Origin of the sequence: Streptomyces sp. NPDC037389 (assembly GCF_040636475.1) — a bacterium.
GTDB classification, from domain to species: domain Bacteria; phylum Actinomycetota; class Actinomycetes; order Streptomycetales; family Streptomycetaceae; genus Streptomyces; species Streptomyces hesseae.
In genome coordinates, this window is the sequence record NZ_JBEZUS010000008.1 from 15,394 (window position 1) to 40,623 (window position 25,230).

Sequence of the window (25,230 nt, forward strand, 5' to 3'; positions counted from 1 at the left end):
CCCTTGATATCGAGCTCGCGCGTGCTGCGGGTATGTGATCGGGTGGTTGTTGCTCTGTTCTGCTTCGGGCTGCCCGGGCGGCGCGCAGCGGTCGGTGCGGGCTCAGCGCGGGTTGAAGATCACGCTCTGGAAGCCGGCGCCCTGCGGTGCCTGCTGCCCCGGGGCGAGCCGGGTCGCGTCCCCCTTGCACTTCTTCTTGGCGTAGACGACGAGCGGCGTCTTCGTCTCGTTGTGGGCGGCGTGGGCCTCCTGCCCCATGTCGTAGCACTTGTTGTCGGGCGGGTTCTGGATGGAGTAGGCCTTCGCCTTCGGGCCCAGCCAGAGGAACTGGCCGTTCGCGGCGACCGCCGTGCCGGCGGGCAGCGTGACGGCGAGGAGAAGGCCCCCGAGGGCGGCCACTGCGGTGCGGATCAGGCGCATCACGGATCCTTGGGTCTCGATTGCGGGGCGGGAGGGCGATTGGGCCCGATATGGTCAACGACGCTCGGCCCGTCCCGACACGCGCCCGGGCGTGCCGGACCGTCTCCGGGGTGGCCGACGGCGGCCGGTGGTCGCCCGGCGTGGCCGCGTACCGTTCGCGCGGCGGAAGGCGGCAGGGTAGACATGGGGTATGGCCCGAAGCCAGGGCCGCTCCTGGAGGCCCTCGGGCCGTTGGTTCGCCGTGGCGAGCACCCGTAGCGTTGCCGGACAGATGTTCGTGCTGCAGGTGCTGATCGTGGTGCTTCTCGTCGTGGCCGCGGCGGTCACCCTGCTGCTCCAGGCGCGGAGCGACAGATTCCAGGCGGCGCGCGACCGCTCGCTCGCCGCTGCCGAGGCGTTCGCCCACGGCCCCGGCATGGTGACCACGCTGAGCGGCCCCGACCCGTCCGCCGTGCTCCAGCCCCTGGCCGAGGACGCCCGACGGAAGGGCGGGGTCGACTTCATCGTCGTGATGAACCGGCAGGGCATCCGCTACTCCCACCCGGACCCCCGGCTGATCGGGAAGAAGTTCGTCGGCACCATCGGACCCTCCCTGGAGGGCCGCACCACGGTCGAGGACGTCAACGGCCCCCTGGGCGAGGAGCTCCAGGTCGTCGTCCCGGTGACCGACCGCGGCCGGGTCGTCGGCATGGTCGCGTCCGGGATGAAGGTCAGCCGGGTGAGCAGTGCCGCCGACCGGCTGCTGCCCGTGGTGCTGATCGCCGGTGCCATCGCGCTGCTGCTGGCCACGGGTGGCACCTGGCTGGTCAGCAGACGGCTGCGGCGCCAGACCCATGGCCTGGGCCCGGCCGATGTGACGCGGATGTACGAGCACCACGACGCGGTGCTCCACGCCGTGCGCGAGGGCGTGGTCATCGTCGGCGGCGACGGCCGCGTCATGCTGGCCAACGACGAGGCCCGCCGTCTCCTGGACCTGCCCCCGGACACCGAGGGCCGGCCCGTCGACGAGCTCGGCCTGGACCCCCGGATGGCGGAACTGCTGGTCTCCCGCCGGGTCGCCACCGACGAGGTGATCCCCGTCGGGGAGCGGATGCTGGCCGTCAACAACCGGCCCACCGACCGCGGGGGCGGCCCGCCCGGCAGCGTGGCCACGCTGCGTGACTCCACCGAGCTGCGCGCGCTCGCCGGCAAGGCCGAGCTCGCCCGCGAACGGCTGCGGCTGCTCTACGACGCGAGCGTGGCCGTCGGCACCACCCTGGACGTCAAGAGCACCGCCGAGGAGCTCACCCAGGTGTCCTGCCCCCGCTTCTCCGACTACACCACCGTCGACCTCGCCGAGCCCGTCCTGCACGGCGAGGAGCCCCGCCCCTCGACGGCCGGCGCCCCGGAACTGCGCCGGGTCGCGGTCAGCGGCGCCCGCGACGACCACCCCCTGTACGGGGCGGGCGAGCTCCACCGGTTCGCGTCGCCCACCCCGCAGGCCCAGGGCTTCGTCAGCGGGCACCCCGTGCTCGTACCGGACCTCTCGGAGTCCACCGGCTGGCGCACCCAGGACCCCATGCGCACCCAGCAGATCCTGGACTACGGCTTCCACTCGCTGATCACCGTGCCGCTGAAGGCGCGCGGCGTGCTGATGGGCATCGTCAACTTCTGGCGCGCCGAGGGGAGCGAAGCCTTCGAGGAGGAGGACCTGTCCCTGGCCGAGGAGCTGGCCGCCCGCGCCGCCGTGTGCATCGACAACGCCCGCCGCTTCACCCGCGAGCACGCCATGGCCGTCACCCTCCAGCACAGCCTGCTGCCGCGCGGCGTGCCCGAGCAGAGCGCCCTCGACGTCGCCTACCGCTATCTGCCCGCCCAGGCCGGGGTGGGCGGCGACTGGTTCGACGTCATCCCGCTGCCCGGCGCCCGGGTCGCCCTGGTCGTGGGCGACGTGGTCGGCCACGGCCTCCACGCCGCCGCCACCATGGGGCGGCTGCGTACGGCCGTGCAGAACTTCTCCGCCCTCGACCTGCCCCCGGACGAGCTCCTCGGGCACCTCGACGAACTGGTCGCCCGTATCGACCAGGAGGCTGCGGAGGCGGTGGAGGCCGGTGGGGAAGCCGGCGGAGACGCCGCGATCGCGGGCGCCACCTGCCTGTACGCCATCTACGACCCGACCTCCGGCATCTGCAGCCTGGCCCGCGCGGGCCATCCCCTGCCGGCCGTGGTCACCCCGGACGGCGAGGTCACCTTCCCCGAGCTGCCCGCCGGCCCGCCGCTCGGCGTGGGAGGCATGCCCTTCGAGGCCATGGAGCTGTCCCTGGCCGAGGGCAGCAGCCTGGTGCTCTACACCGACGGCCTCGTCGAGGACCGCCGCCGCGACTTCGACACCGGCCTGACGATCCTCGCCCACACCCTGGCCCGGCCCGGCCGCACGCCCCAGCAGACCTGCGAGGCCGTCCTGGAGGCGCTGCTGCCCGACGAGCAGACCGACGACATCGCCCTGCTCGCCGCGCGCACCCGGATCCTGGAGCCCGGGCGGTCGGCCGAGTGGGAGCTGCCCTCCGACCCGGCCGTGGTGGGCCGCGCCCGGGCCGACGTCACCCGGCAGCTGGGCGATTGGGGGCTGGAGGAGGCGGTGTTCACCACGGAGCTGATCCTCAGCGAGCTGATCACCAATGCCATCCGGCACGCCTCCGGCCCCATCCGGGTACGGCTGCTGCGCGAACGGGTCCTCATCTGCGAGGTGTCCGACACCAGCAGCACGGCCCCGCACCTGCGCTACGCGGCGGCGGAGGACGAGGGCGGCCGGGGCCTGTTCCTCGTGGCCCAGCTCGCCGAGCGCTGGGGCACCCGCTACACCCCCGAGGGCAAGGTCATCTGGGCCGAGCTGCCGCTGGCCTGAGCGGCCGTCCGCCTGAACCGCCGCGCGGTCACCGGCGGTGGACCAGCGCGGTGTTCTCCAGCGGCGGGGTGCCGAGCACATGGACGCGCCGCAGATGGCGCGGCGAGCGGCTGGTGAAGGCCTCCCGGCCGTGCAGCAGCGTGTAGTTGTCGGCGACGACCACGTCCCCGTCCCGCCAGGCGTGCGCGTACAGGTGGCGCGGGTCGTGCAGGGCCGTCCGCAGCGTGCGGTGGAACTCGGGCAGCAGCTCCCCGGGCACGCCGGTGAATTCCAGGTCCGGCTGGTTGAGGAAGACCTCGCCCGCCGCGACCGGCTCGTTGTAGCGGATCACCGCACGGCCGCCCGGGCGCGTGGTGACGACCGGCGAGACGCACTCGCCCGCGTATTCCGAGACCGCCCGGCGGTAGCGGCCGGTGACCCGCTCCCACAGCTCCCGGTGCTCCGGGGCGGCGTCGCGGAGCACGGCCTCGGTCTGCGAGAACGTGGTCCGGCCGCCGTCGCCCTCGCCGGGCGCGGAGACGCACTGGAAGATCTGGAACTCGGCGATCTGCTCGCGGTACATGCCGTCCCAGTGCAGCGGCACATGGCGGTGGTCGAAGATGTGGTCGTCGGGCTCGTCGTGCTCGACGAGCTCCAGCACGGCCCCGTAGGGCCACATGCCGATCTCGCCCCAGCGGGCGCTCCACTCGGTGAGCGCCCCGGCGTCCGCGAAGCCGGTGAAGCCGCGCAGCAGCACGAGGTGGTGACGCCGGGCCAGCTCACGCAGCCCGGCTATGGGCAGGCCGGCTATGGGCGGTGCGGTGGCCTCGGCGCCGGGCGAGGCGGCGTCGACGCGGACGCCGAACGGCTCCAGCGCGGTGACCGGGTGACCGGAGAGGTGGGCGGTGGTGTCCAGGGTGCTGCTGCTCATGACGGGCCCTTCGGTGGGTACGGGGGTGGGGCGCCCGGTCAGGCGGCGGAGGCCGCGGGGGCGGGAACGGCGGCCGTGACGGGCACGCGGAGCGCGTAGTGGCTCGGGCGGCCGGCCACCAGGACCGGCTCGGCGCCCCGCTCCTCGGCCTCGCTCCGCTTGACCAGGACGTACCGGCCGCCACCGGTGTCCAGCGCCACGCTGTGCCAGGGCGTCAGCCAGCTGTCCGGGGTGTCCACGAGGTGGATGCCGAGCTTCTCCGCGCCGCAGGGCTGCGGATGGATGGACAGCCGCACGGCCCCGGGGAACCGCTCGGCGAGCAGGTCGCCCCACGCCTTGCTGCGCTGCATCACGGTGTACGCCCGGCTCCGGGCGTCGCGCTGGAGGGCGGACCTGCTGCCGGTGTAGCCGGGGGTGTTGCCGTCCTCGAACAGGAAGCGCGTCATGGCCCGGTAGAGCGCGACCTCCTCACCCGCCCGCACCCGCTCCCTCAGCGACTCCAGGGGCTCGGCGTACCGCTCGGTGAGGAGCTCCCGCATCCGGTCGTGGCCGAGCCCGGCGAACTCCGGCACGTCCTCCAGGTTGAACAGGCCGATGCCGCTGGGCTCCGGCAGCGCGTCGACGATCCGCCGCGTCTCCCGCTGATAGGCGGTGATGTGCTCGTCCGGGATACCGACCGCGTCGCTGAAGACCCGGCCGTCGGAGCAGATGAGGATCTCGGCCCCCGGCGCGTGCACCGCGCGGATCCGCGCGGTCAGCCCGGCGAGGAAGCCCAGCGCCAGCCGCTCCGCCATGTCGGGCAGCGTCCCCAGTACCTTGGCGGCGTTGGGGGACTTGCCGGGGAAGGCCGGCAGTACGAACCGCACCGGCTCGCCGGCCTCGACGTACCGCGTGACGCGGGCGAGATGGGCGTCCCGGCAGTCCGGGCAGGGGGTGTGGGCGCAGCCGCCCGTCCGCTGTCCCTTGCGTTGATGACGCAGGACCAGCTCCATGACTCGGCGCGCGATGAGCACGTCGCCCCTGTCGGCCATCGGTGTCCTCCCAGGATCCCGTTCGGTGGCTGTACGGCGTCACCATCCTCACAAGAGCTAGAACTTTCAAGTAATCGCATTCATCCATAGGATGGGGGTTATGGATCTCGAAGTGCGCCACCTCAAAGTGGTCTGCGCGATAGCCGACGCCGGCAGCATCACCCGCGCGGCCGCCGCGCTGGGCGTCTCCCAGCCCTCCCTCACCGCCCAGATCCAGCGGATCGAACGGGTCCTGGGCGGTGCCCTGTTCGCACGGTCCCGGCACGGTGCCGCGCCCACCGCGCTGGGCGAGTTCGTGCTCGCCAGGGCGCGCTCGGTGCTCCCGTCGATCGAGGCGATCCGGCGCGAGTCCGCGCTGCACACCGGCTCCACCGAGGGCCGCCGCCCCCTGCGCTACGTGGCCACCCCCGGCCCGCTCGCGGTGGGCCTGGTGCGCGAGCTCCAGGAGCTCTTCCCCGGCGCCCTGCCCACCCTGCGCACCGAGCCCAACCTCGCCACCGCCGCCGACCTCGTGGTCAGCGGCCAGCAGGACCTGGCCGCCGTGGCCGAGTACGTCCGGCCGTCCTCCGAGCTGCCGACCGACCTGCGCTCGGCGACCGTCGCCACCGAACCGGCCTTCGTCCTGCTGCCCCAGGTCCACCCCCTGGCCACCCGGCCGGAACTCCGGCTGGCGGAGCTGGCCGACGCGGAATGGACCCTTCCGGCCAGTCAGGGCAACGGCCTGTTCGACTCCTTCACCACCGCCTGCGCCCGCGCGGGCTTCACCCCGAAGGTCCGGCACGACGCCGAGGCCGGAGCGGCCCGCGAACTCATCGCCGACGGCCAGGCGGTGGGCCTGGGCCAGGCCACCTTCCGCGCCACCCCCGGCATCGTCCCGCGCCCCCTGGCGGGCACGCCGCTACGGATCCGGCACCTGCTGCTGTGGCACCGGCAGGGCGCGCTCAGCGCGCACGCCCCCGCCATCGCCGCCCGCGCCGACCGCGTCTACGCCACCGCCGTGCGCCGCAGCCCGCACTACCTCGACTGGCTGGCCGAGAACCCGCAGCTGGAGGAGCGGCGGCCGTACTGACGGGCCCGGCGTCGTACGGGCGGCGGGCCCGGCGCCGCGGACCGCCCCGCCGCTACCGTGCCCGGTCCGCCAGCGCGCCGAGCGCGGCGAGCACCTCGGGCCAGGCGGCCGAGCGCGGGTCGATCAGTGCGAAGTGCTCCACCCCCGGCAGCTCGACCAGCGCCACCGGGTCCCCCAGCCGCCGGGCCCGGGAGGCGAACGTCCGGCTCATCGCCACCGGAATCTGCTCGTCCGCAGTACCGTGCACCAGCGTCACCCGCACCCCCGTGGGCAGCAGCCACCCCGGATCGGCGGCGGCGTAACGTTCCGGTACGCCCTCGGGCGTCCCGCCGAGCAGCGTCCGCGCCGCCCCCTCGTCGAGGTCCCACAGGGCCGCCAGGGTCGGCGAGGCGCAGCCCGCCAGGCAGAGCACGGCCGCTTCCACGCGCGCGGCGTGCCACGGCGAGCCCTCCGGCAACCGGTGCCGGGACGCCGCCCACAGCGCGAGATGGCCGCCCGCCGAGTGGCCCACCCAGACCTGCCGGCGCGGATCCGCGCCATGGCGCGCGGCCAGCCCGGCCGTCGCGTCCGCCACCGCCGCGATGTCGTCGAAGGTGCCCGGCCAGCCCCCGCCGGGTGTCCCCGTGCGCCGGTACTCGGCCGCGACGACCGCGTAACCCGACGCGGCCAGGGCGTTCGCCATGGGCCGGATGTGCCCGCGGTCGTACTCGGCCCGCCAGAAGCCGCCGTGGACGATCAGCACCAGGGGAGCGCCGTCCCGGGGCGCGGGCCACAGATCGACGACCTGGTCCGGGTGGGTGCCGTAGGCCAGGGTGCGATACGGGCGCGGGGCCTGCCGGACGAGCACCTCCCGGCTCATGGCACCCCCACCGGGCCGTCCCATTCATGGAATTTCACCGCATTCCTCCCCGGTCGTCCCGGCCGTTCCGGAGCAGGCCGCGTCCCATCCGGGGCGGAACGCGGCCGTGCGGGTGCTACGTTCCCTGGTTGACAGATCCTCAGTACGTCAAGCCGTCGTCCAGGCGGCATTTTTGTCACAACAGGAGAACTTGTTTACATGACCGCCACCACTACCGACACCGTCCGCGTCCTCGCGATATCCGGAAGCACCCGTACCGCCTCCGTCAACGCCGCCATCCTGCGCGCGGCCGGCGAACTGGCGGGCGCCGAGGTGAAGCTGGAGCTGTGGGACGGTCTCGCCGCCGTCGAGCCCTTCAACGAGGACGACGAGGCCGCGCCGGGCGCCGGTGTGCGGGCGATGCGCGAGGCGATGCTCGCCGCCGACGCCCTGCTGTTCGCCACCCCCGAGTACAACTCCTCCCTGCCCGGCCAGCTGAAGAACGCCCTCGACTGGGCCTCCCGCCCGTACCAGGCCAGCGCCCTCCACGGCAAGACCGCCGCCGTCATCGGCGCCAGCCCCAGCGGCTACGGCGCCAAGTTCGCCCAGGCCGAGCTGCGCAAGGTGCTGACCGCCTGCGGCGCCGACGTCGTCGGCGACGAGCTGTGCGTGGCCAAGGCCCACACCGCCCTCGGCGAGGACGGCCTGCCCGTCGACGAGGAGCTGCGCGCCTCCCTGACCGCCCTGGTCATGGCCGTCGTGGCCAAGGTCCGCGGCTGATCCTCCGCCGACCGGACGCCGCCGGGCCGGGTGTCGGCCCCGACCCCGGCCCGGCGGCGTCCGCCGGACAGGTATGGCGTGAATCATTCGGTCGCCCCCAGAGGTTGGCCGGATCGTCGCACGCCGTAATGGGCGCGGTGGGAACATCATCGGGTCGTCGCGGTGCGCGCCGAGTGAAAGTTGTCGAGCCGAGTGGGACAAGCGCTCGGTCCGGCGCCGCCGCCCGTGCTTCTCGGCGCAGCTGTCACGAAGGCGCGGCCGCCCCCCTTGAGTTCGCGACCGGGAGCCGACGTGGCACTGGACCAGGCGTCCATCATCTCCGAGTGGGTCCTGCCCGCCGCCGTCTGCGCGCCCGTGACCTGGGTGTGCCTGGTCTTCCGCTTCCGGGAGGACGGCAGGCTGCTGGGGACGGTGCGCTCCTCGGCGCTGGCGCTGTGCGTCGTGCTGTGGACCTCCGGAATGGCCGCCCTGGCCAGCGGGGTCCTGCTACCCCTCACCCCCAGCGTGCCCCCGATGGCCGTGGGCGTCGCCACCGGCTGGGGCGTGAGCCCCCGGGGCCGGGGCGGCGAGCGCAGCGGCGGCGGCCCCGCCATGGCCGTCCTGACGCTCGGCAACTCCCTGCTGCTCCACCAACTGGCGCTGCGCCTGCGGGCGGACCGGGCCGACTGGTGCGAGCGGATGGCCGAGGGCTTCCGGGACTGCTGGCACCTCGACTACTACGCCGACGACATCAGGTCGCACCTGCTGCTGCGGGTCGACGTCCAGGGCCGCACGGGCCGGGCCCGTGCGCTGGCCAAGCGCGAGATCAACGAGCGGCACAAAGAGGTGCGGACGGCGGCGCAGAAGTGGATCAGCGTGGAGACGAAGGTCAAGAAGGCCGCCCGGCTCCAGGGCCGGCTGCCCGGCCCCGATGAGATCCGCCAGGTGAAGCGGGCGTTCGGGGAGGCCGAGCAGTATCTGCGGCATCTGCTGGAGCTCGCGCACGCGCACGGCAAGCGCAGCGACGGGGAGAAGATCCTCGCCCTGAAGGAGCGCTATCTGGTCCCCTCGGACATGGATGAGGCCCTCGGCGGCGGGCCGGGCAGGCCGGACGCGGACACCCGGGGCGTTCCCCAGCTCTGAGCGCGCTCCGGCCGTTCAGCAATCGTTTAGCGACGGCTGCTCAGCGCCGGCGCGAGCGGGCCAGGGGAGAGGCGGGCGCGGTCTCCAGACGGCCGGAAGCGTCGTCGTGGTGGTGCTCCTGGGCGCCGGAGGCGTCCCGGAAGGTGATCTCGATCGTGGCGTCGAGGGATTCGGCGACGGCGGCCAGCGAGCGCAAGGTGAGGTTCTCGTCGCCCGAGAGGATCTGACTGACCCGGCCGGGGGAGACGCCGAGCTGCTCGGCCAGGTCCTTGCGGGTCATGTCCCGTTCGGCCAGCAGGCCGGCCAGCGAGGCCGTCGTCTGCCGGGCGAGCCGGGCTCCCGCCGGCGCCGCGCCGTGTCCGCCTTCGTGACCGCTCCTGCGCCAGGCCATGTCGTCCCCCCACCAGCTGTCTTCCGGGCTTGCCTTGGGTGCAGCATGCCACCTTTAGCCCTAACTAAAAGTCCAGTCTGACGCAAAGACCCGCGCGCGACAACCGGGCGGAACCGGTTCCCACCCGGTGACCAGGGGATACACGGTTGACGACAACTTTCGGCCAGATCCGGGGAATTCACCCCGGCGGACGTGTCGCGGGGGTCGCCGCCGGGCGCGGGCGGAGAGTCTGGTCAACCCCCTTCCCGCCCCCTACGATGCCAACGCTCCCAGTCCTACGGGCCCCGGAAGAGGGCGTGGGTTGTCATGTGCATGGCTTGTTTGGGTCGTGTCGCGACCCGCACCGCCGCCCGCCCTCCCGGCCGTCCGGCACCTGAGTCAGTCGTCACTCCCGCCGCCCAACCGATTGGAGCGCCATGCCCACCGGTCTTCTCACCGCGGGTGCGATCGCGACCCTGCTCGCGGCGCCGCTGTCCACGCACAACCCCTCCTCCGTCATCACCAACCCGCCGCCGGACAAGATCGTGATCGAGGTCGCCACGGTCAACGGCTCGGGTTGTCCGGCCGGGACCGCCGCCGTCGCGGTCTCGCCCGACAACACGGCCTTCACGGTCACCTACAGCGACTACCTCGCCCAGGTCGGCGTCGGCTCCAAGCCCACCGACTTCCGCAAGAACTGCCAGCTCAACCTGAACGTCCACGTCCCCCAGGGCTTCACCTACGCGATCGCCGCCGCCGACTACCGCGGCTACGCGAGCCTTGAGCCCGGCGCCTCGGGCATCGAGAAGGCCTCGTACTACTTCCAGGGCTCGCCCGTCACCACCCCGAGCAGCCACACGTTCAAGGGGCGCTACGCCGACAACTGGCAGGCCACCGACAGCGTGCCCATCGCCGCGCTGGTCTGGGCGCCCTGCGGCGAGCTGCGGAACTTCAACATCAACACCGAGCTGCGGGTCAACGCGGGCACCTCCGACCCCAGCAAGTCCACCAGCTTCATGACCATGGACTCCACGGACGGCAGCATCAACACCACCTACCACCTCGCGTGGAAGGAGTGCCCGGCCAGATCCTGACGGGACGCCCCGCCGGGACCCGCGCCACGCGGGCCCCGGCGGCCCCGGGGGACGGCGTCGGGCATGGCATCGGGCGGGCCGTGGCCTCGCTCACATCGACTTTACGCCCCGGACACCCCTCCCGGCCTGCGGTTATCGCTTTCCGTGCGGAGGCGGTGACCCAAAGGGTATAGACCTATGGCGGAAACGGGGCGAATGTTGGGGGAATCCCTTGCGAAGACGGCCCGCCCGGCGCTCCCCCCGAGCCGTGGCGGGGTACGGGAAGACCCGTCGTCCGGCGACCTTCGCGTCCCCCCTCGAACGTCCCAGAGCCCGATGCCTGCATTCCGACGTGCCACCTTGAGTCCCTCGCATACGGCCGACGCCTTTCCGCGTGCCCACGAGCCGATCGCCGAGTGGTCGACCCGCCCCCGGGGAGTCCTCGGCGAGTGGGGCCTCGGAGTCCCCGGGTGCCTGCACAGCCCGCCGGCCCTCAGGACGGCCCGCCGGACGCCCCCGGGCCCGCCGCCCTCCGGCGCGGTCTGTCTGCCCTCCTCGCCCCGCTCCGTGGCGGCCGCCCGCCGCTTCTCCCGGGGTCTGCTGGCCGACTGGGGCCTCCACGAGCTCGCCGACGACGCCGTCCTGCTCCTCTCGGAGCTGGTCACGAACGCCATCGTGCACGTCCCCGAAGGCTCCGGAGAGGTCCGGCTCGCCCTCAGCCGCACCCCCGCCCAGCTGGTCGTGCAGGTCACCGACGGCGGCGGCCGGCTGCCGCTGTGCGGCGAGGCCGGCGCGGACAGCGAGAACGGCCGGGGCATCTGGCTCGTCGAGCAGCTGGCCACCGAGTGGGGCCACCACACCTCCGGCGGCGGCAAGACGATCTGGTTCACCCTTCCGCTGCCCGGCGCCGCTCCCCTCGGCTGACCCTCCAGGCACTCCCCGGCGCTCCCCGGCGACTCCCGGGCCGTCCCCGTTCGCCCGGCCGTGGGCCCGCGCGGTGGGCGGTGGGCGGGTTCGGAGAGAACATGGAAGACGCTGCGGCGTGACGGCGAGGCGAGGGAGGACCGGGAGATCGGACCGGGCACGAGGCCGCCGCACCACCCCGAGCGGGCGGAAGGAGGACCTCGGATGGGTACGACCGACGCGTTCCGGCCGGACCCGGGCCGGGCCAGGGGCACCCCCTACGAGCCCGGCAGCCTGCTGGACGTGCTCAGCGTCGCCGCGGTGGTCCTCGACCAGGACGGCCGGATCGTCCTGTGGAGCCCGCAGGCCGAGGAGCTCTTCGGCTGGACCGCCCCCGAGGCCCTGGGGAAGTACGCCGCCCAGCTCCTGGTGGACGAGGAGAACCTCGACGAGGTCCTGCGGCTGTTCGCCAAGGTCATGGGCGGCGGCGGCAGCTGGGCCGGGGTCTTCCCCGCCCGGCACAAGGACGGCACCACCCGGCTGCTGGAATTCCGCAACATGCGGCTGGAGGACAAGGACGGCCGGGTCTACGCCCTCGGCATGGCCACCGACCAGGAGATCCTCCGGGACGTCGAGCGGGACCTGGCCCTGTCGCTGCGGCTGGTGGCCCAGTCCCCGATCGGGCTCGCCGTCCTCGACACCGAGCTGCGGTACGTCATGGTCAACCCGGCCCTGGAACGCATCCACGGCCTGACCGCCCGGGCCTACGTGGGCCGCCACGTGCGCGAGGCGCTGCCCTTCCTGCCCGCCGACGAGGCCGACGCGGTGGAACGGGCCATGCGCCGGGTCCTCGCGACCGGCGTCCCCCTGGTGGACCACTTCACCCTCGGGCCCACCGCCGACGCCGCCGCCGGGGAACGGGCCCGGCTCGTCTCCTGCTACCGGCTGGAGGACGCCGCAGGCCGGCCGATGGGGCTGGCCACCTCGGACGTCGACATCACCGACCGGCACCGGGCCGCCACCGAGGCCCGCCGCAGACTCGCCCTGCTCGCCGACGCGTCCGTGCTCATCGGCACCACCCTCGACCTCGACCAGACCGCCCGGGAACTGGCCGGGGTCGTCGTCCCCGACCTGGCCGACGTGGCGGCCGTCGACATCCTCGACACCGCCCTCCACGGCAACGCCACCCCGCCGAACGAACGGGCCGCCGTCTTCCGGGCCCTCGCCGTCGCCTCGGCCGGCGGCGGCGCCGTCACCGACGCCGTACGGGCCGCCGACCCGCCCGGGGAGATCGCCAAGTACGACCCCGACCGCCTGGTCGCCCACTGCGTGAACACCGCCCGGCCCGTCCTGCTGGCCCGCGTGGCACCCGAGGACGTCGGCCGGATCGCCCGCGACGCCACGTCCGCCGGGCTCCTCGGCCGCGCCGGGCTCCACTCCTACCTGGCCGTACCGCTGATCGCCCGGGGCGAGGTGCTCGGCGCCCTGGACCTCAAGCGCATCACCAACCCCGAGCCCTTCGGCGAGGACGACGTCGTCCTCGCGGGCGAGCTCGCCGCCCGCGCGGCCGTCTGCATCGACAACGCCCGCTGGTACCAGCGCGAACGTGCCACCGTCCTCACCCTCCAGCGGAACCTGCTGCCCCAGCGGCCCCAGAACCTCATCGGCCTGGAGGTCGCCTACCGCTACCAGCCCGCCGGAGCGGCCGTCCAGGTCGGCGGCGACTGGTTCGACGTCATCCCGCAGGGAGGCGCCCGGAGCGCCCTCGTCGTGGGGGACGTCATGGGCAGCGGCATCAACGCCGCCGCGGCCATGGGCCAGCTGCGCACCGCCGCCCGTACGCTCTCCGGCCTCGGCCTCGACCCCGGCCGGGTGCTCCACCACCTCGACCGCACCGCCAGTGGTCTCGACCAGACCATCGCCACCTGCGTCTACGCCGTCTACGACCACCGCGAGGCGTGCTGTCGCGTCGCCAACGCCGGCCATCTGCCCCCGGTCCTGATGCGGCCGGGACTCCGGCCCGTCCTGCTGGACCTGCCCACGGGCGCGCCGCTGGGCGTGGGCGGCGTCCCCTTCGAGAGCGTCGGCGTGGAGCTCGCCCCCGGAGACCGGCTCGTCCTCTACACCGACGGGCTGGTGGAGACCCGCGACGAGGACATCGACACCCGCCTCGCGGTCCTCGTCGACCTCCTCGACCGCCACCGGCTCGACCTGGAGGCCACCTGCGACCTGCTGCTCGCCGAGCTCCGCGAGGGCAACGACCAGGACGACGTCGCCCTGCTCATCGCCCGGGTCCGCGGCTCGTCGTAGAGCGAAGGCGCAGCCCTTGACCTGCGACAAAGCGGGCAGGGAGCCGAGTTCCAGGAATGGCCGAGCATGCCCGTGCGGCGCACCATGATGAGGTCCAAGAGCGACCTCTCGCGCATCTGTGCAGGTCAGAGGGATGGTTCCGGGGCCCGGGTCGGCAACTGGCCGGCATGGGGCCGACCGCCTTCCTGCCCCACCACCGGCACCCCCCGCAGGCCCGCCCCACCCTGTGTCGCCGCACCTGCTCCGGCGCCCGCGCGCACAGTACCGACTGTCCGCGGCCCACCCCGGGAGCCGTCCGGCCGGCGACGCGCCGACCGCCGTACCGATGCGCACGGACGGCTACGACGGCACCGCGACGACATGCCGGGAGCGTCAGCTGCAGTTCGAGTACGGGTTGTTGTTGGTGACACTCACGCCGCCGTAGGAGAAGTTCCACGTCGAGGTCTGGCCGGAGCATGAGTGCCCATTGGCGGTGAAGTTCCAGTTGCCGGTGTACTCGCGGTTGTTCGTCACGCCAGTCACAGGAATGTACCCGGCGTCAAACCAGTACGTGCCGTTGTTCAGCACCGGCTTGTTCGAGTTCGCGGAGCTGTTCGAGCTGGACTTCACGTCGACCTGGCCGAAACTCCAGTTGTTGACGTAGTTGGTGTTCCACAGGTTGACCTCGGTGTAGGCGCCGCTGCAGTTCCACCCGAGGTAGAACTGGCCGATGGTCTGCGAGCCCGCCTTGATGCTCTGGACAGCCCCGAGCACCTGGCCACCTGAGGGGCAGCCTGCCGCATTGGCGGATCCGGTTCCGACTGTGGTGAACGTGAGGCCGGCCGCGGCAACGGCGAGTGCGGCCGAGGCCGTGCGTATACGGGTGCGTATCCGCATGGTTCCCCCTGTGAGTCATCGAGGTGATCGACGTCATCTGTTGGCATGTCCATGGTCCCACCGGGCTTGCGTCTGTCCCAGAGCCGTTCCCGGCCATTCGATCAGCGAGCAGGCATCCGGTTTCAGCTGACGTTGTGTCAGGGAAGCCGGGCAAGCGGGTCGGCGTGAGTCCTGCGGAACCTTGGGGACGCTGCCCGGGCACGCGACTCGTTGTAAACTGACGAAATAGCCCTTGACCTGCAAAAACGCAGGCAGGGAGCCTGCCCCCGGGAGTACCTCGATGTATCGCACCATGATGAAGTCCAAGATCCATCGTGCCACCGTCACCCAGGCCGACCTCCACTATGTCGGTTCGGTGACCGTCGACGCCGATCTGATGGAAGCCGCCGACCTGCTGCCCGGCGAGAAGGTCGACATCGTCGACATCGACAACGGCGCCCGTCTGTCGACCTATGTGATCGAGGGCCCGCGCGGCTCCGGCGTACTCGGCATCAACGGCGCGGCGGCCCGGCTGATCAGCCCCGGCGACCTCGTCATCATCATCGCCTACGGCACCATGGACGACGCCGAGGCCCGCACCTTCCAGCCGCGCGTCGTCTTCGTCGACGAGCGGAACCGGGCCGTCGACCTGGGCAGCGACCCGGCCGCCGTCCCGGAGGGCTCGGGTCTCTCGCGGGGGGACCGGGTCGCGGCGGTCTGAGGGCTATGCCTTTCCGGCGGCCCCTTCCGCGGCCCTGGCGATCGCCCGGGCCGTCCTCCGTCCGGCCGCGAGCACGCCGGGGTCCTCGCTCGGGCGGCAGCGCCCCGCCGCCGGGTCGTACTCCGTCATGATCACGCCCGCGTGATCCGTCACCGGCTCCTCCAGCAGCACCGGCCGGTGGCGCGCGGCCAGGGCGTCCCGCAGTTCCCGCGAGCGCTCGGCGGGGATCAGGGCGTCCGCCGTGCCGTGCACCAGGGTGACCGGTACGGCGGACGCCTCCGCGAGGTCGGCCAGGTCGGCCAGCGGGACCGTACCCGTCGTCCGGTTCGGCAGGTCATAACGCGAAGCGATGCTCACCACGGCCGCCGGGCGCCGGCCACCGACGATGTCGGGCCGCAGTGCGACACCCACCGCGGCCGCCCCGCCGGCCGACCAGCCCGCCAGCACGAATCGCTCCGGATCGCCCCCGAGCCCCGCCGCCCGCGCACGGGCGAACTCCAGCGAGGCCAGCAACTGCCCCCGGCCGCCGTCGGGCTCGTCGGAACGCCAGTCGGGTACGAGGACGAGCAGCCCCTCGCGCGCGACCGCCTCGGCCAACGGCCGCATGACGTCCCGCTCGTCGGGGCCGACACCGTGCCAGAGCAGCACGACGGGCGGTCGGACGGCGCCCGGCGCGGGGCGGTGGACGTCGAGGGACTTGCCGTGCGGCATGGTGACCGTCTCGGCGCTCGTATCGGGGCGGGCGGTGGCGGTCACGGTGCTTCTCGTGGTTCTTTCCGGTCGTGCGGGAGTCGTGCGGGAGTCGCGCGAGAGGGGTCGGGCCGGTCAGGGCTGCTTCTCGGGCGGGGTGGCGCGGTTCGTCGGAAGACCCTCCAACTCGCGTACGCGCTCGATCACTTCGTTGATGGAGTGGAGGCTCTCCGCCGAGAGTCCGGCAGCGCGGAGCGCCACGCGCTGGACCTGCGGTTCGCGCAGCGCCACCAGGAGGCCCAGGTCGGCGTTGACCGTCTCGGTCACCTGGTCGTCGAAGAAATAGGCCGGGGGTACGCCGAAGAACTTCGCCAGCGCCTCCACATGCCGCAGTGTCGGATTGCTGCGCTGGCCCTTCCGCAACAGCCAGATGTAACTGCCGGAAATCGACACACCCCCCGCGGTGATCGCACGCGCCACTTCCTCAGTGGTGTACGGCTCCCGGCCGTCGGGCACCACCGTCCGGAAGAGGTGGTTGAGCTTGTCGGCCAGCGTCCGCGCGGCCCTGGCTTCGGAATCGTTCATGATCGCACCTCCCTCCCGCGGTCAATCTAGCTTACGGGCCGCTGCGCACGGCCACGTGCCGTCGTGCGTGGCCATGTGCCCGGACGCATAACGCGGTTGACAGCGAGCGCGCTCGCTGCCTAGCGTCCTCGGTGTCGGCGGATCGACTGGTGTTGGACGGCCTCGGAGGGTGGTCGGTCACCAGTTGGCGGGGGCGGGGCCTTGGGGCGCCGCGCCCACCGGGCCTGATCCGCCGTCGGCCGGAGGTACTTCTGGAGGGGGTTTCGTGACGGTTCCGGGGCCGGAACAGCGGCACGCCGTCGTGCTCCCCCTCGCCTCCCTGCTGCCCGCGGCGTCACCGCGGCTGGCGGGGGAGGACCCCCGGCACGTCCAGGCCATCGCCCGGCTGGACAGCCCCCTGCCGCCCATCGTCGTCCACCGCGCCACCCTGCGGGTCGTCGACGGAATGCACCGGCTGCGAGCCGCTCGTCTACGGGGGGATGAGCGGATCGCGGTCCGGTTCTTCGAGGGCAGCGAGGAGGACGCGTTCGTCCACGCGGTCCGGGCGAACACCCGGCCGGGTGGCCTTCCCCTCACCCGGGCGGACCGGTCGGCCGCCGCCGAGCGCATCATCCGGAGCCATCCGCACTGGTCGGACCGGCTGATCGCATCGGCGGCGGGCCTGGCCGCCAGCACGGTGGCCTCCCTGCGCCGCCGCACCGGCCACCCCGCCGCACCCACCACGACCCGCACCGGCCGCGACGGCCGGGTCCGCCCGCTCAACGCGGCGGACGGCCGGCGCCGCGCCGGAGCGCTCATCGCAGCCCGGCCCGAAGCCAGCCTCAGGGAGATCGCCCACGACGCCGGCATCGCCGTCGGCACCGCGCGTGACGTCCGGCTGCGACTGGCACTCGGTCAGGACCCGGTGCCGAAGAAACTGCGGGACGCGGAGCGGCGGGACGCGGCCGACGCGACCCCCTCCGCCTCCACGGGAGACGCCAGGTCGGCCGTCGCCGTGGCCACACCGGTCGCCGCCGCCGCGACGGGTGACGGATCGTCCTCCCTGTCGAGGCTCCGCATGGATCCTTCGCTCCGGCTCACCGAGGGCGGCCGCGTCCTGCTGCGCCTGCTCAACGCCCACGCCATGGGCGGCGACCGCTGGCGCCGGCTCCTTGAGGCGGTGCCCGCCCACCGGCGGCAGACGGTCGCCCAGGCCGCCCGGCACTGCGCCGCCTCCTGGCTGCGCTTCGCCACCGAGCTCGAGCGCCGGGCCGGGTGACGGCACACCGGTCCGTACGGACAGCCCGCCGGCACCGGCCGCGCGGGGACCAGAGCACGCACGCGGCGACGCCGCGCACACGGGGGCAGGTACAGCGATGAGCACCGGCACAGTCACCGGCACGACGACCGTGGCCACCGAGGCGGCACAGGCCGCCCCGCCCGAGGCCGCCCCCATAGCCCTCGCCCTGCTGGGGCCGGTGTCCGCCGGCGTAGGCGAGCGGGCCGTGGCCATCGACGGCCGAAGACAGCGCGTCGTCCTCTCCCTGCTCGCCCTGGCCCGGGGCCGGGTGGTCCCCGCCGGCACCCTCGCCGACGCGATCTGGGGCGGACGCCCGCCCGTGTCGGCGCGCCCCCAGATCGCCCTGTGCGTCCGTGCGTTGCGCAGGGCCTTCCGGGCCGCCGGGCACGCGGAGCCGCTGATCGTCGCCGCCTCGCCCGGCTACCGGCTGCGCACCGCGCACATCGGCGTCGACGTCGAGGACTTCGACGCCCTGGTCGACGCGGCGGCCTCGGCCGCCGGGCGGGACGCGTTCGAGTCGGCGGGCGAACTGTACCGGCGGGCCCTCGCCCTGTGGCGCGGCCCGGCGCTGGACGGTGTGGGCGGACGCGTCACCGAGAGCGAGGCCGCCCGGCTCCACACGCTGCGCGCGGCGGCCGCGCGGGCGCTGCTCGACGTCGGGGAGACGCTGCTGGCGGACGGGCTCTTCGACGAGGCGGAGGGGGCCTTCGCGGACGCGCTGGGCGTCGGCGAGGCGCTCGACGATCTGCCGCTGGTCGCAGAGGGCTCCCTGGCGCTCGGCCGGCTGTGCCGGATGCTCCGGCGCACCACTCGCGCGGGACGGCACCTCACCGCGGCCCGCGTCGCGTTCCTGCGGCTCGGCTCGGCGGCGGGGGTGGGCCGGGCCTCGGCGGAGATCGTGGCCCTGGCGGAGTGCGAGGCGGAGGGACCGGGGGCGGTCGACTCGGTACCGCGTCAGGGGCGGCGGCAGGACTGACGGGGGATTCGTTCCGGCACATGGCCGAGACGGTCCGTTGCGGCGCCTGTGGGCGCCTGCCACTGTTTATGGCGGGTCCGGGGGCCCTCCCGGACCAGGGCATGCCGTTATGGAGGCGCCATGGCGATCACCGTGGGCACTGGGATAAATGCCGTCTCGCACGACGTTCTGCCGGTGGGGAGCTCGATCGCGGTGTCGGTCCGGCTCTCGGTCGGCGTCGGGACGCCCGAAGCCACCATCGACCTTTCGGGCGAACTCAAGCGGCTCGTCGCCGGATCCGGAGTAACCGAGGGCACGTTGCACGTGTACTGCGGCCACACGACGTGCGGCCTGCTCATCAACGAGAACGACAGCGGCCTGGACAGTGACATGAAGGCCGTGCTGCGACGCATCGCCCCGCACAGCAGCGATCACTACTACGCCCACGACAAGCATCGCGACCCCGACGGGCGGGCTCTCCACGGCGAACGCGACAACGGCCACTCCCACGCGCGCGCCATGGTGGCCACCCACCCCGAGCTGAGCATCCCGATCACCGGGGGTGAGCTCTACCTGGGCCGGTGGCAGGCGGTCATGCTGGCCGAGTACGACGGACCACGTACACGAGAACTACTGGTCCGGGTCCACAGGGCTTGCTGATCGCTTCGGAGCGACATACACGGATGCCGACGGCCTGACGTAGGCCCATCCCCGAACCCCGGGCTCCCACCGGAGGGGCCCGGGGGTCACCCCCGGCCCCGCACGGCACCGGCGCCCTCGCCCCTACGCCAGCTCCTCCGCCGTCGGGTACGACGGTTGTGCGCCCGGTCGCGTGACCGACGCCGCGCCCACTCTGACCGCGAAGCGGGCCGCGTCCTCCAGGGTCGCGCCCCGGGACAGGCGGAGGGCCAGGGCACCCGTGAAGGCGTCGCCCGCGCCCGTGGTGTCCACGGCTTCGACCTTGACGCCCGGGACGTGGACGAGCGCTCCCGTGTCCAGGACCAGTGCGCCCTCCGCGCCCAAGGTGATCACCACTGAACGGGCGCCCCGGTCGCGCAACGCGTGGGCCCGGTCCGCCGGGGTGCCGGCGGGCAGGCCCGAGAGGAGTCCGGCCTCGTGTTCGTTGACCACCAGCGGGTCGGCCGCCGCGAGGAGCCGGGGGTCGAGGGACTCCGGGGCCGGGGAAGGGTTGAGTACGACTCTGGTGCCGGTTTCCGTCGCGGTCTCGACCGCTTCCCGGACCGTCTCCGGGGCGATCTCCAGTTGGAGCGAGACCACCGACGAGGCGGCCACGACCTCCCGCGCGGCCCGTACGTCGGCGGGGGAGAGGCGGGCGTTGGCGCCGGGGGAGACCACGATCGTGTTGTCCCCGTCCGGCCCTACGACGATCATCGCGGTGCCCGTCCGGGCGCCCTTCTCGACCAGTACGTGCCGCAGCTCCGTGCCCGCCGCGTGCTGTGCCTCCAGCAGCAGTTGTCCGAACGCGTCGTCACCGACCCGGGCGAGCAGCGCCGTCCGGGCGCCGAGCCTGGCGGCAGCCGCGGCCTGGTTGGCGCCCTTGCCGCCCGCGGACTCCACCAGGTCGGTGCCCAGGACGGTCTCGCCCGGGCCGGGGCGGCGGTCCACGCGGACGGTCAGGTCCGCGTTGGCCGAGCCGATCACCAGGACGTCGTAGTCGTAGGCGTGGTTGTCGCTCATGGTCCTCACCGTCATTCGAAGTCCGCCGCGTTTCCGCGGGTCACCAGCACCACCGGGACCTTCACCCGGTCCGGCAGCCGTTCGCCGTGCGCGGCCCTGACCGCCCACTCCACCGCCCGTCTGCCCAGCAGCCTCGGCTGCTGGGCCACCGTCGCCGTCAGCGTCCCCTCGCGCACGGCCCGGACGCCGTCCGGGGTGCCGTCGAAGGCCACGATCCTGACGCTCTTCCCCGCCGCCGCGCCCAGGGCCTTCGCGGCGCCCAGCGCCATCTCGTCGTTGGCCGCGAAGACCCCCGTGACGTCCCGGTGGGCCTGGAGCATGTTGGCCATCACGTCCATGCCCTTGGTGCGGTCGAAGTCGGCCGGCTGGCGGGCGACGACTTCGATGCCGGGGCAGGTCCTGATGCCCGCCTCGAAGCCCTTGGCGCGTTCCCGGGCCGCCGATGTGCCCGGCAGGCCTTCCAGGAACGCCACCTTGCCTCTTCCTCCCAGCGCGTCGGCGAGGGCCTTCGCCGCCTGGCGGCCGCCCTCGACGTTGTCGGAGGCGATGGTCGAGCCGACCTTGCCGCCGTTGACGCCCCGGTCGATGGAGATCACCGGTACGCCGGCCCGGTTCGCCACGCCCACGGCCGGGACGGCCGCGTCCGAGTCCACCGGGTTGATCACGGCGGCCCTGACGTTCTGGCTGGTGAACGTCTCCATCTGATTGACCTGCTGCACGGGGTCGTTCTGGGCGTCCGTGATGTTGATCTTCAGGCCGCGTGCCTTCGCCTCGGCCCGCGCGCCCTCCTTGATGCCCACGAAGAACGGGTTGTTCATGGTGGAGAGGGCCAGGCCCAGGTCCGTGCGGCCGCCCCTGTCGCAGCCGGACAGGGTCGTGGTCGTGAGGAGTGCGGCCGCGATGAGGACGCTCTTCCGGAGTCTCATCGCGCGCTCCTGCGGCGCAGCGTGTCCAGCAGCACCGCCACCGCGATCACCGCGCCCGTGGCCACCTGCTGCCAGAACGCCGACACGCTCAGCAGGTTGAGGCCGTTGCGCAGCACCGCCAGGATCAGCGCGCCTACGAGCGTTCCGGACGCCTTCCCCGAGCCGCCCGACAGGCTCGCCCCGCCGATCACCACGGCGGCGATCGCGTCCAGTTCGTACCCCGCCGCCGCCTGTGGCTGGGCCGAGGTGAGCCGCGCGGCCAGGACGACGCCGGCCACGGCGGCGAAGAGCCCGGACAGCGCGTAGACGGCGAGTTTGCGGCGGCGTACGGCGATGCCGGACAGCCGGGCCGCCTCCTCGTTGCCGCCGATCGCGAACATCGCCCGGCCCGTGGGGGTACGCGTCAGGATCAGCGTCGTCAGCAGGCCCGCCGCGGCCATCACCAGGACGGGCACCGGCAGCCGGCCGCCCAGCGTGTCGCCCAGGTGGCCGAGCGAGGACGGGAAGGCGATCGGGGAGCCGCCGGAGACGACCAGGGCGAGGCCGCGGGCGACCGACAGCATCGCGAGCGTGGCGATGAAGGCGGGCAGCTTCCCGTACGCGACCAGGGCGCCCGAGATCAGGCCCGCGAGCGCGCCCACCGCGAGGCCGAGCGGCAGGGCCAGCCACACGGGCAGGCCGTGGCCGGTGGCGGCCCAGGCGACGACGGTCGCCGACAGCGCGGCCACCGAGCCGACGGACAGGTCGATGCCCGCCGACACGATCACGAACGTCAGGCCGAAGGCCAGGATCGCCGTGACGGACGCCTGCACCCCGACGTTGAGGAGGTTCTGTCCGTTCAGGAAGTCCCGGGAGAGGACGGTCATGGTCGCGATCAGGGCGAGCAGTCCGCCCAGCGGGCCGTTGCGGAGCACCGCCCGTGTGAACCACTGCCCGGGGGTGCTCCCGGGCGCCCGAAGCACCTCAGCCGACATCGGAGCCTTCCATCGCGCTCTCGTCCAAGCTCTTGTCCTGGATGTTCTGCCGGCTGTTCTGCCGGATCGCCAGTTCCATGACCGCGTCCTGCGTCGCCGTCGCGGCCGGGAGTTCGCCGACCAGCCGGCCCTGCGCCATCACCAGTACGCGGTCGCTCATGCCCAGGACCTCCGGCAGGTCGCTGGAGATCAGCAGGACGGCGTGGCCCGCCGCCGTCAGTTCGTTGACGAGCCGGTAGATCTCGACCTTCGCGCCGACGTCGATGCCGCGCGTCGGCTCGTCGAGGATCAGCAGCCGGGCCCCGGCCAGCAGCCACTTGCCGATGACGATCTTCTGCTGGTTGCCGCCGGAGAGGGTGCGGGCCTCGCGGTCCAGGCCGCTGTGCCGCACCTTCAGCCGGTCGGCCACGGCGGTCGCCGCGCGTCGCCGCGCCCGCCGGTCGACCAGGCCCAGGCGGGTGTCGCGGTCCAGCCGGGCCAGGGTGAGGTTGTCGTCCAGGGAGGCGCCGAGGACCAGGCCCTGGCCCTTGCGGTCCTCGGGGACGAGCCCGGCCCCGGCCCGCATCGCCGCCCGGACGTCGCCCGGGGGCAGGCGCCCGCCGTCGACCTCGACCGTTCCGGCGTCGTAGCGGTCCGCGCCGAAGACCGCCCGCGCCACCTCCGTACGGCCCGCGCCGACCAGCCCGGCCAGGCCCACGACCTCGCCCGCCCGGACCTCGAAGCTCACGTCCGCGAAGGCCCCGTGCCTGGTCAGCCCCCGGACGCGCAGCAGTGGGGCGCCGGGCTCCGCAGGGCGTTCGCGGGGGTAGCGGTCGGCGATGTCGCGGCCCACCATCAGCCGGATGAGCTCGTCCTCGGGCGTCGACGCGGGCACCTCGGCCACCGAGCGGCCGTCGCGCAGCACGGTCACACGGTCGCCGAGAGCGGTGATCTCCTCCAGGTGGTGGGTGATGAAGACGATGCCCACCCCCTCGGCGCGCAGCTCGCGCACGATGCCGAAGAGCGTGGCGGTCTCCTCGGCGGTGAGCACCGCCGTCGGCTCGTCCATGATCAGGACACGGGCGTCCAGGCTCAGGGCCTTGGCGATCTCCACCATCTGCCGCTGGGCGACCCCGAGCCCGGACACGGGCGCGGTGGGCGGCACGTCGAGGCGGACCCGGCGCAGCAGCGCCGCGGCCCGCTCGCGCAGGGCGCGCCGGTCGATCAGGCCGAGGGCGGTGCGCGGCTGGCGGCCGAGGAAGAGGTTCTCGGCGACGGAGAGGCCGGGGACGAGGGTGAACTCCTGATGGATGGTGGCGATGCCGAGCCGTTCGGCGTCCCGCCCGGAGCGGATCGTCACCTCCTCGCCGTCGGCGAGGATCCGGCCGGCGTCCGGGCGGTGGGCTCCGGCGAGCAGTTTGATGAGCGTGCTCTTGCCCGCGCCGTTCTCGCCCAGCAGTACGTGCACCTCGCCCGCGCGCACGCTCAAGGACACGCCGTCGAGGGCGCGGACGCCGGGGAAGGTCTTCACCACGCCTTCCACGCGCAGCAGTTCCCGGTCCGGCGCGCCGTCCGCGTCCGCGTCTGTGCCTGCGTCGTCGTTGACGCCGGTCATGCTTCGCCCCTCTCGGCCGGCGGTGGGTGGGTCACTCGCCGCAGGAGCGGCGGCGTACGAGCCGGGCCGGCAGCAGGACCGAGCCCGCCGGGCGTCCCGCGATCCGTTCCAGCAGGGTGTGCACTGCCGCCCGGCCGAGCGCCTCGGTCGGCTGGGCGACGGCGGTGAGCGGTGGGTCGAGGTGGGCGAACCAGGGCACGTCGTCGAAGGCCACGAGCGCCATGTCGGCGGGGACGCGCAGGTCGCGCGCCCGGAGTTCGTCCAGGGCGCCGAGCGCCATCAGGTTGTCGGTGGCGAGCACGGCGTCCGGCGGCTCGGCCGTCTCCAGCAACCGCCGCATCACCTGCCGGCCCCCGGCGGGGCTCGGGTCCGGCGAGGCGCCGACGCGGGTGGGCGGCAGGGCGATGCCGTGCGCCGCCAGGGCCGTACGGAACCGGGCGAGCCGTTCATCGCCGGTCGGGGTGCCCGCCGGGGCGACGATCACGGCGGGCCGGCGCCGGCCCAGCGCGGCCAGGTGCGCGGCGAGTCCGGTGAGCGCGGCGCCGCCCTCGGCCCGGACACAGGGCGCGGCGATGCCGGGGACGGCGCGGTCGAGGAGGACGAGCGGGGTACCGGCGGCCACCGCCTCGCTCAGCATGGGGGAGCCGGTGCCGGCGGAGCTGACCATCAGCCCGTCGATACGGCGGTCCAGGAGGGTGCGGATGTAGTCGTCCTGCTGCTCGGGACTCTCGCCCGCGTTGCCGATGATCAGGCTGTAGCCCAGCCGCCGGGCCTCCTGCTCGACGGCGTCGGCGAGTTCGGTGAAGAAGGGGTTGCGCAGATCGCTGACGACGAGCCCGAGGGTGCGGGTCCGGGCGGTGCGCAGGGCGCGGGCGACGACGTTGGGGCGGTAGCCGAGCTCCTCGACGGCGGCCAGGACGCGCTCGCGCGTCTCGGCGACGGGGGAGCGGCCGTTGAGGACGCGGGAGACGGTGGCCGCGGACACCCCGGCCCGCTGGGCGACGTCCTTGATGTTCGCCACGCTGCCCCCCCGGCCTGTGCTGTCGATCCGTGAAATCGATTTCGCGCCCACAGGAAATCGATTGCACGGACCAGCGGTCAAGACGCCGCGAGTGTGACGCCCGTCACCGGGGCGCCGTTACGCGTCCGTCACCCGTCCGGCCCAGGGTCCGTACCGGGCGTGGTGCGCCGGAAGGCGGCCACTCGCCGCGCCCCGGCCGGCCTCGCGGCCGGTCTCGCTCTG

The 25,230-nt window shown here is 73.6% G+C and carries 22 protein-coding genes and 1 pseudogene; 11 read left to right on the plus strand and 12 right to left on the minus strand.

All coding sequences use genetic code 11. The annotated features are described in order from the left end of the window. Positions 1-102: 102 nt before the first annotated feature. Positions 103-420: a hypothetical protein gene (locus tag AB0E98_RS18820; protein WP_361703721.1), complete on the minus strand. Its 318-nt coding sequence runs from the start codon at positions 418-420 to the stop codon at positions 103-105. 271 nt (positions 421-691) lie between these two features. On the opposite strand from AB0E98_RS18820, the gene AB0E98_RS18825 reads away from it, so the two are divergent. After that, complete coding sequence (locus AB0E98_RS18825; RefSeq protein ID WP_361703722.1) at positions 692-3,304, plus strand: SpoIIE family protein phosphatase; 2,613 nt, start codon at positions 692-694, stop codon at positions 3,302-3,304. Between the two features lie 28 nt (positions 3,305-3,332). On the opposite strand, the gene AB0E98_RS18830 is transcribed toward AB0E98_RS18825, so the two are convergent. Beyond that, complete coding sequence (locus AB0E98_RS18830; protein WP_361703725.1) at positions 3,333-4,214, minus strand: TauD/TfdA family dioxygenase; 882 nt, start codon at positions 4,212-4,214, stop codon at positions 3,333-3,335. Positions 4,215-4,252: 38 nt separating this feature from the next. Next, the gene (locus AB0E98_RS18835; protein WP_361703728.1) at positions 4,253-5,245 is read right to left on the minus strand and encodes an isocyanide synthase family protein; all 993 of its coding nucleotides are present in this window, start codon (positions 5,243-5,245) and stop codon (positions 4,253-4,255) included. Positions 5,246-5,345: 100 nt separating this feature from the next. Between AB0E98_RS18835 and AB0E98_RS18840 the strand changes: the two genes are divergently transcribed. Beyond that, on the plus strand, positions 5,346-6,314 hold the full coding sequence (locus AB0E98_RS18840) for a LysR family transcriptional regulator (RefSeq protein WP_361703731.1): 969 nt from the start codon (positions 5,346-5,348) through the stop codon (positions 6,312-6,314). 52 nt (positions 6,315-6,366) lie between these two features. Here AB0E98_RS18840 and AB0E98_RS18845 read toward each other — a convergent pair whose 3' ends face one another. Continuing rightward, positions 6,367-7,173, minus strand: coding sequence for an alpha/beta hydrolase (locus AB0E98_RS18845; RefSeq protein ID WP_361703734.1), 807 nt, complete (start codon positions 7,171-7,173; stop codon positions 6,367-6,369). 198 nt (positions 7,174-7,371) lie between these two features. Here AB0E98_RS18845 and AB0E98_RS18850 point away from each other — a divergent pair, with 198 nt between their 5' ends. Then, positions 7,372-7,932: an NAD(P)H-dependent oxidoreductase gene (locus AB0E98_RS18850; protein ID WP_311609539.1), complete on the plus strand. Its 561-nt coding sequence runs from the start codon at positions 7,372-7,374 to the stop codon at positions 7,930-7,932. A 291-nt stretch (positions 7,933-8,223) separates the two neighbouring features. Further along, positions 8,224-9,054 (plus strand): hypothetical protein, encoded by an 831-nt coding sequence (locus AB0E98_RS18855; protein ID WP_361703737.1) that lies wholly within the window; start codon positions 8,224-8,226, stop codon positions 9,052-9,054. Between the two features lie 40 nt (positions 9,055-9,094). Here the strand turns inward: AB0E98_RS18855 and AB0E98_RS18860 are convergent, their stop codons facing one another. Beyond that, positions 9,095-9,445, minus strand: a complete 351-nt coding sequence (locus AB0E98_RS18860; RefSeq protein WP_361703739.1) for a helix-turn-helix transcriptional regulator — start codon at positions 9,443-9,445, stop codon at positions 9,095-9,097. A gap of 416 nt (positions 9,446-9,861) precedes the next feature. On the opposite strand from AB0E98_RS18860, the gene AB0E98_RS18865 reads away from it, so the two are divergent. From AB0E98_RS18865 to AB0E98_RS18875, 3 genes are all read left to right on the plus strand, one after another. Continuing rightward, the gene (locus AB0E98_RS18865) at positions 9,862-10,518 is read left to right on the plus strand and encodes a DUF4360 domain-containing protein (protein WP_361703741.1); all 657 of its coding nucleotides are present in this window, start codon (positions 9,862-9,864) and stop codon (positions 10,516-10,518) included. Between the two features lie 339 nt (positions 10,519-10,857). Continuing rightward, positions 10,858-11,421: an ATP-binding protein gene (locus AB0E98_RS18870; RefSeq protein WP_361703743.1), complete on the plus strand. Its 564-nt coding sequence runs from the start codon at positions 10,858-10,860 to the stop codon at positions 11,419-11,421. 204 nt (positions 11,422-11,625) lie between these two features. Then, positions 11,626-13,710: a SpoIIE family protein phosphatase gene (locus AB0E98_RS18875; RefSeq protein WP_361703744.1), complete on the plus strand. Its 2,085-nt coding sequence runs from the start codon at positions 11,626-11,628 to the stop codon at positions 13,708-13,710. 372 nt (positions 13,711-14,082) lie between these two features. Here AB0E98_RS18875 and AB0E98_RS18880 read toward each other — a convergent pair whose 3' ends face one another. After that, positions 14,083-14,586: a hypothetical protein gene (locus AB0E98_RS18880; protein WP_361703746.1), complete on the minus strand. Its 504-nt coding sequence runs from the start codon at positions 14,584-14,586 to the stop codon at positions 14,083-14,085. A 280-nt stretch (positions 14,587-14,866) separates the two neighbouring features. Here AB0E98_RS18880 and panD point away from each other — a divergent pair, with 280 nt between their 5' ends. After that, entirely contained in the window at positions 14,867-15,286 is a 420-nt protein-coding gene (gene panD / locus AB0E98_RS18885; protein ID WP_361703749.1) for an aspartate 1-decarboxylase, read from the plus strand. A 3-nt stretch (positions 15,287-15,289) separates the two neighbouring features. On the opposite strand, the gene AB0E98_RS18890 is transcribed toward panD, so the two are convergent. Beyond that, the gene (locus AB0E98_RS18890; RefSeq protein WP_361703752.1) at positions 15,290-16,042 is read right to left on the minus strand and encodes an alpha/beta hydrolase; all 753 of its coding nucleotides are present in this window, start codon (positions 16,040-16,042) and stop codon (positions 15,290-15,292) included. 69 nt (positions 16,043-16,111) lie between these two features. Next, entirely contained in the window at positions 16,112-16,561 is a 450-nt protein-coding gene (locus AB0E98_RS18895; RefSeq protein ID WP_311609549.1) for a helix-turn-helix domain-containing protein, read from the minus strand. A 265-nt stretch (positions 16,562-16,826) separates the two neighbouring features. Here AB0E98_RS18895 and AB0E98_RS18900 point away from each other — a divergent pair, with 265 nt between their 5' ends. The 3 genes from AB0E98_RS18900 (at position 16,827) to AB0E98_RS18910 (ending at position 19,455) form a co-directional block, all read left to right on the plus strand. Continuing rightward, on the plus strand, positions 16,827-17,819 hold the full coding sequence (locus AB0E98_RS18900) for a streptomycin biosynthesis protein (RefSeq protein WP_361703756.1): 993 nt from the start codon (positions 16,827-16,829) through the stop codon (positions 17,817-17,819). Positions 17,820-17,916: 97 nt separating this feature from the next. Next, positions 17,917-18,816, plus strand: coding sequence for a BTAD domain-containing putative transcriptional regulator (locus tag AB0E98_RS18905; RefSeq protein WP_361703759.1), 900 nt, complete (start codon positions 17,917-17,919; stop codon positions 18,814-18,816). A 120-nt stretch (positions 18,817-18,936) separates the two neighbouring features. Beyond that, entirely contained in the window at positions 18,937-19,455 is a 519-nt protein-coding gene (locus tag AB0E98_RS18910) for a secondary thiamine-phosphate synthase enzyme YjbQ (RefSeq protein ID WP_361703762.1), read from the plus strand. A gap of 123 nt (positions 19,456-19,578) precedes the next feature. Here AB0E98_RS18910 and rbsK read toward each other — a convergent pair whose 3' ends face one another. From rbsK to AB0E98_RS18930, 4 genes and pseudogenes are all read right to left on the minus strand, one after another. Continuing rightward, positions 19,579-20,493 carry a ribokinase gene (gene rbsK / locus AB0E98_RS18915; protein ID WP_361703765.1) on the minus strand — a complete coding sequence of 305 codons (915 nt, stop codon included), beginning with the start codon at positions 20,491-20,493 and terminating at the stop codon, positions 19,579-19,581. A gap of 11 nt (positions 20,494-20,504) precedes the next feature. Further along, positions 20,505-22,393: pseudogene (locus tag AB0E98_RS18920) on the minus strand (substrate-binding domain-containing protein). Next, positions 22,383-23,987, minus strand: a complete 1,605-nt coding sequence (locus AB0E98_RS18925) for a sugar ABC transporter ATP-binding protein (RefSeq protein ID WP_361703769.1) — start codon at positions 23,985-23,987, stop codon at positions 22,383-22,385. Before AB0E98_RS18925 ends, AB0E98_RS18920 begins: the two are co-directional and overlap by 11 nt. 31 nt (positions 23,988-24,018) lie before the next feature. Continuing rightward, the gene (locus AB0E98_RS18930) at positions 24,019-25,008 is read right to left on the minus strand and encodes a LacI family DNA-binding transcriptional regulator (protein ID WP_361703772.1); all 990 of its coding nucleotides are present in this window, start codon (positions 25,006-25,008) and stop codon (positions 24,019-24,021) included. Positions 25,009-25,230: the final 222 nt, after the last annotated feature.